The sequence below is a fragment of the Laedolimicola intestinihominis genome (assembly GCF_040096155.1).
GTDB lineage: Bacteria > Bacillota > Clostridia > Lachnospirales > Lachnospiraceae > Laedolimicola > Laedolimicola intestinihominis.
Genome location: NZ_JBBMFE010000012.1, coordinates 16,845 through 31,537 on the forward strand (window position 1 = coordinate 16,845; position 14,693 = coordinate 31,537).

Consider the following 14,693-nt stretch of genomic DNA (forward strand, 5'->3'; position numbering starts at 1 on the left):
CCGGTGGCTCATATACTGAAAACAGTATGGGGGAATGAACGCGTGAGAAAACAAAGCAGCAGGAAAATCGGAAAAGCCATAAACGGCCTGGTCTGGCTCCTGATCGTCGGCATGGGACTTTACATCCTGTGCAGCAGCGTCAGAGTCAGGCCCCTTCGAAAGCTTTCTTATATCTGGAAAGCAGGTCTTCTGGAAATGGAGGGAGATCTGCAGCGGGCGGCCACGAAAACCCTGTATCCGGCCCTGGTTTACACGGCGTCCGGTGGCGGGGCCAAAGCGGACAGTCTGGAGGAATGGGTGTTGGAGCGCGCGGTGAGCATCATTCCCCTCTACGGTTTTCTGACCGGACAGCAGGATTACACCCCTGCCATCGAGAGCACCGCAGCATATGAAATTCTGATTCAGGGCGGCGTCCATGATGAAAACGAGATCAACCAGGAGACCGGAGAGGCCTTCGACCTGGCGGAGCAGGTGGAAGAAGAAAATCAGCAGGCAACAGAACCGGAACCGGACGGGGAATCTAAAGCAGATCTGGGGGAAGTGCCGTCAGAACCCTCCGTGCAGGGACGGGAATACAGTGCCGCAGAGCTCTCCGATTTTGATTTTCTGAAAAACAATTTCTATATAATAGAAAGTAACACGGATATCAGCAGTGATCTTCTGAATGCCGGCGCCCTGCTTTCCATGGACATGACCCTGCAGCAGGACAGCAGCGCCCCCCAGATTCTGATTTATCATACACATTCCCAGGAGGGCTTTGCAGATTCCGTGGAGGGTGACGTACGCACCACCATCGTAGGCGTGGGCGACCGCCTGACGGAAATCCTGCAGGAACGCTTTGGGTATAACGTGATACATAATACGAATGTCTATGATTATATGGACGGCGAACTGGATCGGAATCGTGCCTATACACTGGCAGCGGAGGATGTGAAGCGGATTCTGGCGGAAAATCCGTCCATCGAAGTGCTGATAGATCTGCACCGGGATGGTGTAAATGAAGACACCCATCTGGTGACAGAGGTGGACGGAAAACCCACGGCCCAGTTCATGTTTTTCAACGGCTTAAGCTACAGCAGGCGGAACGGCCCCATATCTTATCTGTATAATCCTTATATCGGGGAAAATCTGGCGCTGTCTCTGCAGCTAAAGCTTGCCTGTGAAAAGTATTATCCGGGCGTCAGCCGCAAAATCTATCTGAAGAGTCTGCGTTACAATCTGCACCTGCGGCCCAAGTCCCTGCTTGTGGAAGCAGGAGCTCAGACCAACACCCTGGAGGAAATGATGAACGCTATGGATCCCCTGGCAGAGATGCTTTACCAGGTGTTAGGTAATCCTAAATAGCATAAACTAACCGGAATGTCAATGATTTTTTCGCGGCTAAATAGACAATAATTATCAATAAGAACGGTTAGTCTTGCCTTTGAAAAAGAGCATGCTATAATAAGCCTGTCCAAAAGATAAAAGATGAAGACATCATTGCGGACGTTGTAAAACCAATACGGTTCATAAACAATAAGCATACGGATAAGAGGAGGAAATTAAGATGCTGAAATTAAAGAATGTTGACTGGAAGAAAACTGGAATTTTCGCTGCAGGTGTGCTGTTTGGCACCGCAGGTATCAAGGCACTGTCAAGCGATGACGCTAAGAATGTGTATACGAACTGCACCGCAGCCGTACTTCGCGCGAAGAGCTGCGTCATGAAGACTGCGGCTGTGATCCAGGAGAACGCAGAGGACATCTACGCCGGCGCAAAGCAGATCAATGAGGAGCGCGAGGCAGCCGCAGAGGCAGCAGTTGTGGCAGACGCTGAGGCAGAGGAAGCTGCAGAGACAACTGAGGAGACAGAGGCGTAAATCCATGAAGTTCATCATCAGGCATGAAATCAGAGGCAGAATCCGTGTTCAGGCCTGCGTGCGCCGTATGAGCATCGAAGAGGCGGATACTCTTCAGTATTATCTGGACACACGGGATTTTGTAACTTCGGCAAAAATACAGCGCAATACTCTGAGCATCGTGATTTATTATACGGGGGATCGGCAGCAGGTGCTGACGGCTCTTCGGAACTTCCGTTATGAAAATGTGAACGTTCCCCAGGCGGTATTCCAAAGCTCCGGCAGAGCATTGAACGAGGAGTACTGGGAGAAGCTGGTGAACAGCGTCATCATGCGCGCGGGAAGCAAGCTGTTTCTGCCCTATCCGATCCGCGCCGGCATTGCATTTGTAAAATCATGGAAATATCTGTGGGAGGGCGCGAAGACCCTGGCCCAGGGTAAGATGGAGGTTCCGGTGCTGGATGCCACCGCCATCGGCGTGTCCGTATTCCGGGGCGATTTTGATACCGCAGGCTCCGTCATGTTCCTGCTTGGCATCGGTGAGATCCTGGAGGAGTGGACCCACAAGAAGTCCGTGGGCGATCTGGCCCGCAGCATGTCCCTGAACATTGAAAAGGTGTGGCTCTTAAGCGATGGCCAGGAGGTTCTGGTGGATTCTTCTTCCATTCAGGAAAAAGATCTGGTTGTCATCCATATGGGAAATGTGGTACCATTTGATGGAACGGTAGAAGCAGGCGAGGGTATGGTGAACCAGTCCTCCCTGACCGGTGAATCTGTTCCTGTGGCCAAGGCTCCGGGAGCGTCGGTCTACGCCGGAACCGTTCTGGAGGAAGGCGAGCTGACCATCCGTGTCAAAGTGGGAAGCGGCGCAAGCAAGTATGATCGTATCGCGGCCATGATCGAGGAGTCTGAAAAGCTGAAATCATCCGTGGAGGGCAAGGCGGAGCATCTGGCTGATAAGCTGGTTCCCTACACCCTGGCGGGCGCGGCGGCTACCTGGGTCTTCACCCGGAATATGACGAAGACCCTGGCCGTACTCATGGTGGATTTCTCCTGCGCGCTGAAGCTGGCGATTCCCATCTCTGTGCTGTCCGCCATTCGCGAGGCGGGCGCGGAGCATGTGACCGTCAAGGGCGGCAAGTACCTGGAGGCTGTGGCAGAGGCGGACACCATCGTCTTTGACAAGACCGGTACCCTGACAAAGGCCTGCCCCACCGTGGCAGAGGTGGTTCCCTTTAACGACGAGAGTCCGGACGAGCTTCTTCGCCTGGCTGCCTGCCTGGAGGAGCACTTCCCCCATTCCATGGCGAAAGCAGTTGTGGACGCCGCCAGGGCGCGCAACCTGAACCATGAAGAAAAGCATTCGAAAGTAGAATATATTGTGGCACACGGCATTTCTACGACAGTAGAAGGGAAGAAAGCGATTATCGGAAGCTATCATTTCGTATTCGACGATGAGAAATGTGTCCTTCCGGCCGGAACCGAGGAGAAGTTTAACGCGCTCCCGGCTGAGTATTCCCATCTCTATCTGGCGGTAGAGGGCGAGCTGGCAGCCGTCATCTGCGTCGAGGACCCCATTCGTCCCGAGGCGCCGGCTGTGATTCAGGCTCTGAAGGACGCAGGCATCTCCAAGGTAGTCATGATGACCGGAGACAGCGAGCGGACAGCCAGAGCCGTAGCGGCCAAGGTGGGCGTAGACGAGTTCTTCGCAGAGGTTCTGCCGGAGGACAAGGCGCGCTTCGTAGAGGAAGAGAAGGCAAAGGGCCGCAGGGTCATGATGATTGGCGACGGCATCAACGATTCCCCGGCACTGTCTGCGGCAGACGTGGGCATCGCTATCAGCGACGGTGCGGAGATCGCCCGGGAAATTGCGGACGTGACCGTGGGCGCAGAGGATCTGTGGCAGCTGGTAGCCTTAAAACACATCGGCAACGGCCTGATGAAGCGGATTCATAAGAATTACCGGACCATCGTGGGCTTCAATACCGGCCTCATCGTTCTGGGTGTAGCCGGAATCCTGCAGCCGACCACCTCCGCATTGCTTCACAATACATCCACACTTGTGATAAGCTTAAACAGCATGAAGCCCTTACGTAAATAGGGTATGCTGATAATAGACCGGAAAGCGGGCGTTTTTACGCACCCGCTTTTTGGCGTTTTATGAATTAGATAAAACTAACCCAGATAACGGAGGAATTTTTGAATGACAACATTTGACCAGAGTAAAATCCGCAATTTCTGTATCATTGCTCACATCGACCACGGAAAATCCACCCTGGCGGACCGCATCATCGAGCAGACCGGTCTTCTGACCAGCCGGGAGATGCAGGCCCAGGTGCTGGACAATATGGATCTGGAGCGGGAGCGCGGAATCACCATCAAGGCCCAGACCGTCCGCACTGTATACAAGGCCAAGGACGGCGAGGAGTATATCTTCAACCTCATCGATACACCGGGCCATGTGGACTTTAACTACGAGGTATCCCGAAGCCTGGCGGCCTGCGACGGCGCCATCCTGGTGGTGGACGCGGCCCAGGGTATCGAAGCCCAGACACTGGCAAATGTGTATCTGGCGCTCGACCACGATCTGGACGTGATCCCGGTTATCAACAAGATCGACCTGCCCAGCGCCGAGCCCCAGCGGGTCATCGACGAGATTGAGGACGTCATCGGCCTGGAGGCCCAGGACGCGCCCCAGATTTCCGCGAAAACCGGTCTGAATGTGGATCAGGTGCTGGAAGCCATCGTGCATAAAATACCGGCTCCCACGGGCGACCCGAACGCGCCCCTGAAGGCCCTGATTTTCGATTCCGTATACGATTCCTATAAGGGCGTTATTATTTTCTGTCGAATTAAAGAGGGTACGGTGAAGAAGGGAACCACCATCCGCATGATGGCCACCGGAGCCGAGGAAGAGGTCGTGGAGGTAGGCTACTTCGGCGCAGGCCAGTTCATTCCCTGCGACGAGCTGTCTGCTGGTATGGTAGGCTACGTGACAGCCAGCATCAAAAATGTCCGGGACACCCGTGTAGGTGATACGATTACCGACCGGGATAATCCCTGCGCCGCGCCGCTGCCGGGCTACAAGAAGGTTCTGCCCATGGTGTACTGCGGTCTCTATCCGGCGGATGGAGCCAAGTATCCGGATCTCCGTGACGCCCTGGAGAAGCTGCAGTTAAACGATGCGTCCCTCCAGTTTGAGCCGGAGACATCTATTGCATTGGGATTTGGTTTCCGCTGCGGATTCCTGGGACTACTCCATCTGGAAATCATCCAGGAGCGTCTGGAGAGGGAATACAACCTGGACCTGGTAACCACGGCTCCGGGCGTTATCTACAAGGTTTATAAGACCAACGGCGAGGTCATCGATCTGACGAACCCGTCCAATCTGCCCGACCCGTCGGAGATCGAGCATATGGAGGAGCCCTTCGTCAGCGCTGAGATCATGGTGACCACCGAGTTCATCGGTTCCATCATGGAGCTCTGCCAGGAGCGAAGGGGCATCTACCTTGGCATGGAATATATGGAGGAGACCCGTGCCCTGTTAAAATATGAGCTTCCGCTGAATGAGATCATCTATGACTTCTTCGACGCCCTGAAATCTCGTTCCAGAGGCTACGCGTCCTTCGACTATGAGATGAAGGGCTATGTGCAGGCCGATCTGGTGAAGTTGGATATCCTGATCAATAAGGAAGAGGTGGACGCCCTGTCCTTCATTGTCCACAGCAGTACTGCCTACGAGCGTGGCCGCAAAATGTGTGAGAAGCTGAAGGATGAGATTCCGCGTCATCTCTTTGAGATCCCGATTCAGGCAGCTGTGGGCGGCAAGGTCATCGCCCGTGAGACCGTCCGGGCCATGCGGAAAGACGTGCTGGCCAAGTGTTACGGCGGTGATATCAGCCGTAAGAAGAAGCTTCTGGAGAAGCAGAAGGAAGGAAAGAAGCGGATGCGCCAGGTGGGCAATGTGGAGATTCCACAGAAGGCCTTCATGAGCGTACTGAAGCTGGATGACAAATAGGATTGGCTGACATGAAAAAAAAGCTTGGTATCTATATTCACATTCCCTTCTGCGTGCGCAAATGCGCCTACTGCGATTTCCTCTCTGCCCCGGCGGACGAGACGACCCGGGCCGCGTATGTACGTGCGTTGAAGGAAGAAATCCGGTCAGCCGGAGACTTGAATGAAACATATGAGGGAGCGACCGTCTTTTTTGGAGGCGGCACGCCCTCTCTTCTGGCAGGAGAAGAGCTGGCAGGAATCCTCGACGAGGTTTCCCGGCGGCTTCTTTTGCGTCCCGATGCGGAGATTACGGTGGAGTGTAATCCGGGCACACTGAACAGGAAAAAACTGGAAAATTATAAAGCGGCAGGCGTCAACCGCCTGAGTATCGGTTTACAGTCGGCGGACAACCGGGAACTGAAGATCCTGGGGCGTATTCACACCTGGGAGCAGTTCCGGGAGAATTACGCGCTGGTGCGGGAGCTTGGTTTTTCCAATGTAAATATCGACCTGATGTCCGCCTTGCCCGGACAGACCAGGGAGGACTGGCTGTCCACGCTTCAGAAGGTCACGGCGCTCGATCCGGAGCATATTTCCGCTTACAGCCTGATTATCGAGGAGGGTACGCCCTTTTACGAAAAATACAGGGAGAACGGGCCCCGGGAGTCGGAGCTTCCGGGCGAGGATCTGGATCGGATCATGTATGAGGACACGAAAGCATTTCTCCATGAAAAGGGCTATGAGCGCTACGAGATCTCCAACTATGCGAAACCGGGCTGTGAATGCCGTCATAATCTGTCTTACTGGGAACGAACCGATTACAGGGGCTTCGGCATTGGCGCAGCGTCGCTTTTGAACGAAGTGCGCTACAAAAACAGCACCGATTTACAGGAATATCTGAAAGGCCATTTCACTTATGAAAGCGTGGAGCCCTTAAGCGCCGGGGACGCCCTGGAGGAAACCATGTTCCTGGGGCTTCGGGAAATGCGGGGTGTGGCCGTGACGGAACAGATTCGGAAAACATACGGTCCGGTACTGGAACGTTTGGTGCAGGAAGGGCTGCTGGAACGGGCTGACGGACGGGTTCGTCTGACGGATCGGGGCATCGATGTGAGCAACATGGTACTGGCGGAATTTCTGCTAGATTAGACTGGATTCAAAGGGAAAAATAGTATATAGTAAGAACGGGAGAAGAGAAGGAGACGGCGTATGATAAAAGAAGTAGTGTTCGATATTGACGATACCCTGTATGACTATGAAAAAGGCCACGCGCTGGGCGTGGAGCGTATGGCGGAATATGCCGAAAAAGAGCTTGGAATTGCCAAAGCGTATTTTCGGAGCGAATACAAGCGGATGAACGAAGAGCTGAAGGTCCGTCTGGGAAAGGACGACGCAGCCACCCACAGCCGCAGCATCCGCCTGCAGAACCTGCTGGAGCAGTGGGGCAAGCCCCTGTTTCCCCATGTGGAGAAGCTGTATCATCTGTACTGGGACGCTCTGCTTGCAGAGAGCAAGGCGGAGCCGGGAAGTATCGAGGCCATACGGGCGCTTCGGAAAATGGGCATCGGCGTGGGAATCGGCACGGATATGACCTTCTGGATGCAGTATCAGAAGCTGGAGCGATTTGGATTTGCACCCTATATCACCCATATGGTGACCAGCCAGGAGGCGGGCCATGAGAAGCCCCATCCGGAATTTATGGCCCTGTGTGTGAAAAAGGCAGGCTGTAAGCCCGAGGAAATGGTGTTTGTGGGAGATACCTTCAAAAAGGATGTGGCAGGTTCCGCAAAAGCGGGCATGCATCCGGTCTGGTACCGGGCCAAGGAGAAGGTTCTGCCGGAGCAGACCGATCTGAAACCGGAGGATTATAAGATTATCCGCCATTTTGACGAGCTGGTTCCCTATGTAAAATCACTGGCTTAAGACCATAGAGAAGGAATAAAACGAATATGAACGAATTGCATTTTTTAGAGGAGCAGCAGGTGAATCCGCTGCTGATTCAGGAGGTAGAGAAATTCCGGGAGCAATATCCGGTGGCGGAGGCCGTGAAGAACCGCGTAGCGAAGCCCCCGATCCCCTTTTATGGGAAAGAGATTCTGGAGATGGCCATCGCGGCCCTCTTACAGGGAGAAAATGTCCTGCTTTCCGGCTCCAAGGCCACGGGAAAGAACATTCTGGCGGAGAATCTGGCCTGGATTTTCGGGCGTCCCTCCTACAATATTTCCTTTAATGTGAATACGGACAGCAGTTCTCTTATCGGAACTGACACCTTTGTGGACAACGAGGTACGGCTTCGGAAGGGACCGGTCTATCAGTGCGCTGAAAACGGCGGCTTTGGCGTCTTTGATGAGATCAACATGGCGAAAAACGACGCGGTTTCCGTGCTTCACGCCACCTTGGACTACCGCCGTCTCATTGATGTGCCGGGCTATGATAAGATTGAGCTCCATTCGGCTACCCGCTTTATCGGAACCATGAATTACGGCTATGCGGGAACCAGAGAGCTGAATGAGGCGCTGGTGTCCCGGTTCCTGGTGATTGATATGCCGCCGCTGACCGAGGAGACCCTGATGCTGATTCTCCGGGCAAATTTCCCGGACGCGAAGGAAGAGGGGCTTCGGGCCTTTGCGGGTCTGTTTCTGGATCTGCAGACCAAGGCTCAGAACAGCGAGATTTCCACGAAGCCGCTGGATCTCCGAGGCATGATTGGAGCCCTGAAGACCGTGCGCTGCGGCCTCACGCCCCGGAAGGCGATTACCATGGGAATTACCAATAAGAGCTTTGATATCTTTGAAAAAGAGATCATCGGCGATATCGTGATGACCCGGATCCCGGAGGAGTGGACCGGCAGCGAATTATTTTAAACTTCTTTTCAGCGAGGCAGTATGAGAGAACAGGAACATCTCGATCAGGAAGAGTATTTTGACGAAAATCAGTATGAGATAGAAAATCGAATCCGGAACCTGTACTGGACAGTCAGCGGCAATTATGGCGACAACATCAAGCTGGATACGGTGTCCTTCGCCAAATCGCCCTGGGTGTCCCTGTACGACGCGGTGAAGCAGGGGGCCTTTTCCCGGTATTTTGACCGGAACGCCTTCGGGCTTTATCTGGTGAAGAAGCTCTATTACGGGGCGGACGAGCAGGCGCTGACCAATGTGGCGCAGCTTTGCGTGGACAGCGCGGTTTATCAGAAAATCAGCGCGGAGCGCAAAGGCGTCATGGAAATCCGGAAAAAAGCGTTTTCCGATCTGCTGGACTATGATTTTACCCGTCTGGCCTCCTATTATCTGGGACAGATCAAGATCTGCATGATGCAGCAGGCGGTTCGGGGACAGGTAAGCGTGGAGCAGGCCCGGATGCAGCAGGCGCTGGATCTGCTGGCGACTTTAACGGATACCTATGACACCATGGAGATTGTTCGGGTAACGGACCGGCTTTACAACTGGTTAGTCGATCCTTATTTTGAGCGCAACCACGGCAATCTGGACAAGGTGCTGGCCGTGACCATGGAGGAACTGAAGGAGTTCAGCTGGAAGGATTATCTGGAGGAAGAGGCCAGGGAGGAAGAGCTGACCCAGGTGCTGAATCAGGTCAGCCAGGCCGTAACCCAGACCAGCGAGGTCCCGAATGAGGAAGAAAAGCGGGAGACCCGCATGAAACGGGTTCTGGTGGACGCGGAGGCCGCGGCGAAGATGTATTCCTATATCGAGCTGAATTACGGCCGATCATATTTAAGCGCCGGGGAGCAGGCGCGCCTGAACCGGAGCCTCTGTCGGGGAGCCCACGCGGACTGCAGCCTTTATTTCACCGACGGTATCCTCTCGAATATGGTCCGGAGAAATTACCAGTCGGAGTACGCGAGACGGGCGAAGAGCGAGAACCTGCGGGTCTTCGGCCATCACACCCGGGTGGCCCGGAGAAATATCGAGCAGCTGACGGATACCTTAAGGCGGGCGCTGGTGGCCCGCAGCGAGCGGGAGAGCGTGCGGAGCGAGTACGGGAATATTGTGCCCGCGAGACTCTGGAAGCTGGGCCGCAGCCATGATAAGAAGCTTTTTGAGCGGGTGCTGAAAAAGGACAGCTCAGAATTTGTGGTTCACGTGCTCATTGATGCCAGCGGTTCTCAAAGAAGCCGTCAGAGCCTGGTGGCCCTGCAGGGTTATATCATCAGCGAGGCCTTAAGCAACGTACAGATTCCTCATCGGGTCATGGGCTTTTGTACCTTCTGGGACTACACGGTCATGCAGCGCTACCGGGACTATGACGACCCGAAGGAGGCCAATAAGAGGATCTTTGAGTTTCACGCCTCGTCCAATAACCGGGACGGCCTGGCCATCCGGGCGGCTGCGGCCAGTCTTCGGGAACGCCCCGAGGAAAATAAGGTTCTCATCGTCTTAAGCGACGGGCGTCCCAACGACATCATCGTGAACCGGCCCAACAGCAAGAACCCTGCGCCCTACGCAGGTGACTATGCGGTGCGGGATACGGCTTCCGAGGTGCGAAAGGTTCGTGCGGAGGGCATCTCCGTGCTGGGCGTTTTCGCCGGGGAGGAGCAGGATCTGCAGGCGGAGCGGCGGATATTCGGCAGGGATTTCGCTTACATCCGCAATATTATGAATTTTTCCGGTGTGGTAGGACTCTATCTGAAGCGTCAGTTGGACGATACGGCACAGTAAAAGGACTATAAACTTATATACGAGGAGTTTTAGTATATGAAAACGTGGCTGAAAAAATGGTGGAAGCCCCTGGTACTGGTTCTGGTGCTGGCCGGATTTCTGCTTTATCCGTCGGTCATACTTACAGAAATGCGTGTGGATTTTGAAAAAGAAGATTATACGGCGGGCAATCACTGCAAGGTCTTTGCTTCCCCGACGGAAAATCTGGGACTGGACAGCGTAAAGAATGCTGATAAAAAGCCCGGCGAAGCCCGCTTTTTCTTCTGGGATATCCGCTGGCGCGACGGACAGACCTTCAAACGCCTGGACCCAATTGATTACAATTTGGATGACGAGATTCAAATCAGGGACATTGCGTTTTTTATTAATGGCTTTTACGCAGGAGAGCTTTCCGGAGAAGAACTTCTGGCTTCATTTTCGCCCAACGATCAGGTTCAGATGTATGAGACGGACAGCGGCTCTTTGGGGCTTTATATCACAGGCGATGATTCTCAGCTTCTGACTACGGATGTGTTCCGGGAGTTTTATAAGGAAATGGCGGGGCGCTATGCGCGGACCGGCGTCTTTTATCTGCTGCCTCTGCTTTTACTCGTCTGGGCCGCGGCTGAATTCTATGTGCGGAAAATCTGGCGGCAGCGGGAGGGACGGTTTTTCCTGGCAGTTGATACGTTATTTTATATAGCGGGGCTGCTGGCGCTGGTTCTGATAGTAACCGGAGCTTTCACAGGCTCTGATTTGGTGAACCCCGATGAGTCTGAGGCGGTCTATTCGGTGCAGTATTACATTACCCACTGGAAGATTCCGGACGCAAGAGATCTGGAGATGGCGGCCTATTCCGTGTTCGGAACGGCGCGCCTTACGGAGCTTGACCTGTTCTATATTTTTGCGGCTCAGATCGCGAGGCTTTTTACCTTTGAGCATGCGGTGCGGCTGTTCAGTGTGCTGATGGCGGCGGGGCTTTTTTATCTGATTTTCTGCAGCCTGAAAAAGAACCGCTGGCTTCTGGCCGTCATGTTCCTGACGCCCCAGATCTGGTATCTCTATACCTATTGTACCTCGGATGCCATGGACTACGCGGTGGGCGTGCTGGTGCTCTATCAGGTGGCGAGACCGGACAGTATGCTGCAGAAGCTTTGCAGACGGGGCGTGAAGAAAGCAGACTGGTGGCGGGTATTGCTTCTGGGATTTTTGTTTTCCAATATTTTCATGTCCAAACAGAACTTCTATGTGTTCGCCATTTATGCCTTCTGTATGTTGCTGGTGGATCTCTTCACAGCGCCTGCGGAGGAGAAAAAGAACCGGTTGATCAGCTATCTCTGGGTAGCGGGCTTCGCGTTTGGGTTCCTGGGAATCCGTTATATTCCGGAATTTCTGCATTATGGCGTTCACCGGCACCGGGTGCTCCTTACGCTTCAGGAGCAGATCGCGATTCCGAAGCTGAATCCGGCTTCACCGCCTGCGGAGCAGAGCTCGGCCTTCAATCTCTACGGCAAGGGCGTGGGGCTTTCGGAGCTGCTATTTAAAATGGGACTTCACAAGACTACGTTCCGTTCCTTTGTGGGAACCTACGGAAGTCTCCAGTTCCCCAGTCCGGACTGGTACTGTCTGCTGATGGGGGCGCTGTATCTGGTGTATCTCATCGGCTGCTGCGGTTCTGTGCTTCGGGAAAAGGGACACGGGGAGCGGAAGGTGAAGCTGGGACTTCTGTTTTTCTGCGCGCTGGTGTCTTACGCGCTATTGCTCTACAATGCCTGGTTCATTGATTTCCAGGCCCAGGGGCGTTACATGGTTCCGGTGCTGATTTTCGCGGCCAACGCGGCGGCATTAAAGCCGGAGACTTCGAGGACGAAGTGGTTTCAGCTTGTGCTGGGAACCTCGGCGGTATTGTCGCTGTATTCCTTTGCGGTCTACTGTATTCCGAATATCAGGCCGCCGTACTAAGCAGAGGTCTTATACGGGAACAGGACGGGCAGCGAAAAAGAGAGAGGGCTATGCCCGGGAAAGGGGATTTGCAAATGAAAGAATATGAAGTTGTTCATGAGATTTTCAACGAGTGTGCCAACAATCAGATGCGGGACGTCTTTATCGAGGAGGTTCCTATTGATGATTTGGAAGAATATGTAAGGAAACACCACGAAAAAGAGCGGGACTTCACCTTTGAACGGGAAGATCTGGCCGATGGAACTGTCGTCTATCATGTAAATACCTCCGGGCTTTTGCAGCGATACACCTTTACGGAGATCTGAGATGGAAAAATTTTTTGAATGGGAATACCGTTTCATGATGTTTTTGCAGAATAGCATCCGGGGGCCGTTGCAAAATAAGGTGATGTGGTGCATCACCTCACTGGAAAACGCAGGGTTTCTCTCCATCGCGGCCTGCCTGGCACTGCTTCTGCAGCCAAAATGGCGCAGGGTGGGCGAGGCGGCCACCGTGTCCATGATTCTGGAATTTCTGGTGGTCAATCTGCTTTTGAAAAACTGGGTAGCCAGAGTGCGGCCTTATCATCTTCTGGAGGATCTGATTCTTCTGGTGCAGGAACCGGCAGACTATTCCTTCCCGTCGGGACACACGGGCGCGGCCTTTGCGGTGGCGTCGGTCATGTTTCTTGGCATGCCTCACAGCATCGGAGTACCGGCGCTCATCGTGGCGTCGCTGATTGGATTTTCCCGGATTTATCTGGGGGTACATTTCCCCACAGATGTACTGGGCGGAGTGGTGATCGGATGCGCGGCCGGATTTGTGGCCTGGAAGCTGACGGGAGGGAAGCTCCGATGAGAAAATGTGAGAAAGCGCGAGATTTTAATTCCGGCAGCGTGCTGAGCAATATTTTATACTTTTCCCTGCCCTATCTGCTGTCCTATTTTCTGCAGACCCTGTATGGCATGGCGGATCTTTTTATCATCGGTCAGTTTGACGGAACGGCAGCCACCACGGCGGTGTCTCTGGGAAGCCAGGTGATGCATATGCTGACTGTGATTCTGGTAGGTCTGGCCATGGGAACCACGGTCAGTATCGGACAGGCCGTAGGAGCCCGGGATAAAAAGCGGGCCGGCGAGGCCATTGGCAATACCGTCGTACTGTTCCTGGGCGTATCGGTGGCGCTGATGGTGCTGCTGACAGTGCTGGTGCGGCCCATTGTGGCGCTGATTTCCACGCCGGAGGAGGCTGTGGCAGGTACGATTCAGTATCTGACGATTTGTTTTATCGGTATTCCCTTTATCACTGCCTACAATGTGATCAGTTCCATTTTCCGGGGCCTGGGTGACTCGAAAAGTCCTATGTACTTTATCGCCATCGCCTGTGGCGTCAATATCGTATTAGATTATCTGTTCATGGGAGCCTTCCATATGGGACCTGCGGGCGCAGCCCTTGGTACGACCCTGTCTCAGACAGTCAGTGTTTTGATTGCCTTCTGGGCCATTAGGCGGCGGGATACCGGGCTTACCATGAAAAAATCAGATCTGAAGCCCAGGGGCACAGCCATGGGACAGCTTCTTCGCATTGGTCTTCCGGTGGCAATGCAGGACGGTCTGATTCAGGTGTCCTTTATCCTGATTACCGTTATCGCGAACCGCCGCGGACTCACGGATGCGGCAGCGGTGGGAATCGTGGAGAAAATCATCAGCTTTGTGTTCCTGGTGCCCTCTTCGATGCTGTCTACAGTATCGGCTCTCTGCGCCCAGAATATCGGCGCCGGAGAGGAAGAGCGGGCAAGGAAGACACTGCGTTACGCCATCTTCATAGCTACAGGGTTTGGCCTTTTTATGGCGGTTCTGGTTCAGTTTATCGCAAATCCGGTGGTCGGCCTGTTCTCGAAGGACGCAGCCGTGGTGATGCAGGGCGGCTGGTACTTCCGTGGTTATATTTTTGACTGTATGTTCGCGGGAATTCATTTCAGCTTCAGTGGTTATTTCTGTGCCTGTGGACGTTCAGAGCTGTCTTTCCTGCACAATATTGCGGCCATTGTGCTGGTGCGTATTCCGGGCGCGTATTTGATGTCAAAGCTGTTCCCCATGAGCCTCCTGCCCATGGGACTTGCCACGGCGGCGGGTTCGATGTTGTCCGTGATGATCTGTACCATTGCCTATGGATGGCTGAAAAGCTGTTCCCCATCAGACGGGCGGCGAAAAAAGTCTTTTTCTCATACCCGAAATGTGGTACAATAATTCTATTAA

The 14,693-nt window shown here is 53.9% G+C and carries 12 protein-coding genes; all 12 read left to right on the plus strand.

Going from position 1 to position 14,693, the window contains the following annotated elements; genetic code table 11:
- Window positions 1-42 precede the first annotated feature (42 nt).
- Window positions 43-1,344, plus strand: coding sequence for a stage II sporulation protein P (gene spoIIP, locus WMO29_RS12165; protein WP_349164972.1), 1,302 nt, complete (start codon window positions 43-45; stop codon window positions 1,342-1,344).
- A 202-nt stretch (window positions 1,345-1,546) separates the two neighbouring features.
- Window positions 1,547-1,858: a DUF6110 family protein gene (locus tag WMO29_RS12170; protein WP_178040118.1), complete on the plus strand. Its 312-nt coding sequence runs from the start codon at window positions 1,547-1,549 to the stop codon at window positions 1,856-1,858.
- Window positions 1,859-1,862: 4 nt separating this feature from the next.
- On the plus strand, window positions 1,863-3,938 hold the full coding sequence (locus WMO29_RS12175; protein ID WP_349164973.1) for a heavy metal translocating P-type ATPase: 2,076 nt from the start codon (window positions 1,863-1,865) through the stop codon (window positions 3,936-3,938).
- 102 nt (window positions 3,939-4,040) lie between these two features.
- Complete coding sequence (gene lepA, locus WMO29_RS12180; protein WP_349164974.1) at window positions 4,041-5,855, plus strand: translation elongation factor 4; 1,815 nt, start codon at window positions 4,041-4,043, stop codon at window positions 5,853-5,855.
- Window positions 5,856-5,866: 11 nt separating this feature from the next.
- The gene (gene hemW, locus WMO29_RS12185) at window positions 5,867-6,985 is read left to right on the plus strand and encodes a radical SAM family heme chaperone HemW (protein WP_349164975.1); all 1,119 of its coding nucleotides are present in this window, start codon (window positions 5,867-5,869) and stop codon (window positions 6,983-6,985) included.
- 60 nt (window positions 6,986-7,045) lie between these two features.
- Window positions 7,046-7,759 (plus strand): HAD family hydrolase, encoded by a 714-nt coding sequence (locus WMO29_RS12190; protein WP_349164976.1) that lies wholly within the window; start codon window positions 7,046-7,048, stop codon window positions 7,757-7,759.
- 26 nt (window positions 7,760-7,785) lie between these two features.
- Window positions 7,786-8,700 (plus strand): AAA family ATPase, encoded by a 915-nt coding sequence (locus WMO29_RS12195; RefSeq protein ID WP_349164977.1) that lies wholly within the window; start codon window positions 7,786-7,788, stop codon window positions 8,698-8,700.
- A 21-nt stretch (window positions 8,701-8,721) separates the two neighbouring features.
- Window positions 8,722-10,515: a cobaltochelatase CobT-related protein gene (locus WMO29_RS12200; RefSeq protein WP_349164978.1), complete on the plus strand. Its 1,794-nt coding sequence runs from the start codon at window positions 8,722-8,724 to the stop codon at window positions 10,513-10,515.
- A 36-nt stretch (window positions 10,516-10,551) separates the two neighbouring features.
- Window positions 10,552-12,456, plus strand: a complete 1,905-nt coding sequence (locus WMO29_RS12205) for a glycosyltransferase family protein (RefSeq protein ID WP_349164979.1) — start codon at window positions 10,552-10,554, stop codon at window positions 12,454-12,456.
- A 74-nt stretch (window positions 12,457-12,530) separates the two neighbouring features.
- Window positions 12,531-12,761 carry a hypothetical protein gene (locus tag WMO29_RS12210; RefSeq protein WP_178039878.1) on the plus strand — a complete coding sequence of 77 codons (231 nt, stop codon included), beginning with the start codon at window positions 12,531-12,533 and terminating at the stop codon, window positions 12,759-12,761.
- Between the two features lies 1 nt (window position 12,762).
- Entirely contained in the window at window positions 12,763-13,293 is a 531-nt protein-coding gene (locus WMO29_RS12215) for a phosphatase PAP2 family protein (protein ID WP_178039877.1), read from the plus strand.
- Window positions 13,290-14,684: an MATE family efflux transporter gene (locus WMO29_RS12220; protein ID WP_349164980.1), complete on the plus strand. Its 1,395-nt coding sequence runs from the start codon at window positions 13,290-13,292 to the stop codon at window positions 14,682-14,684. Before WMO29_RS12215 ends, WMO29_RS12220 begins: the two co-directional genes overlap by 4 nt.
- Window positions 14,685-14,693: the final 9 nt, after the last annotated feature.

Bases quoted from the DNA above. Each gene is read 5' to 3' on its own strand.
- WMO29_RS12170 (WP_178040118.1), top strand. From the start codon at position 1,547: ATGCTGAAATTAAAGAATGTTGACTGGAAGAAAACTGGAATTTTCGCT.
- WMO29_RS12175 (WP_349164973.1), top strand. From the start codon at position 1,863: ATGAAGTTCATCATCAGGCATGAAATCAGAGGCAGAATCCGTGTTCAG.
- lepA (WP_349164974.1), top strand. From the start codon at position 4,041: ATGACAACATTTGACCAGAGTAAAATCCGCAATTTCTGTATCATTGCT.
- hemW (WP_349164975.1), top strand. From the start codon at position 5,867: ATGAAAAAAAAGCTTGGTATCTATATTCACATTCCCTTCTGCGTGCGC.
- WMO29_RS12190 (WP_349164976.1), top strand. From the start codon at position 7,046: ATGATAAAAGAAGTAGTGTTCGATATTGACGATACCCTGTATGACTAT.
- WMO29_RS12195 (WP_349164977.1), top strand. From the start codon at position 7,786: ATGAACGAATTGCATTTTTTAGAGGAGCAGCAGGTGAATCCGCTGCTG.
- WMO29_RS12200 (WP_349164978.1), top strand. From the start codon at position 8,722: ATGAGAGAACAGGAACATCTCGATCAGGAAGAGTATTTTGACGAAAAT.
- WMO29_RS12205 (WP_349164979.1), top strand. From the start codon at position 10,552: ATGAAAACGTGGCTGAAAAAATGGTGGAAGCCCCTGGTACTGGTTCTG.
- WMO29_RS12210 (WP_178039878.1), top strand. From the start codon at position 12,531: ATGAAAGAATATGAAGTTGTTCATGAGATTTTCAACGAGTGTGCCAAC.
- WMO29_RS12215 (WP_178039877.1), top strand. From the start codon at position 12,763: ATGGAAAAATTTTTTGAATGGGAATACCGTTTCATGATGTTTTTGCAG.
- WMO29_RS12220 (WP_349164980.1), top strand. From the start codon at position 13,290: ATGAGAAAATGTGAGAAAGCGCGAGATTTTAATTCCGGCAGCGTGCTG.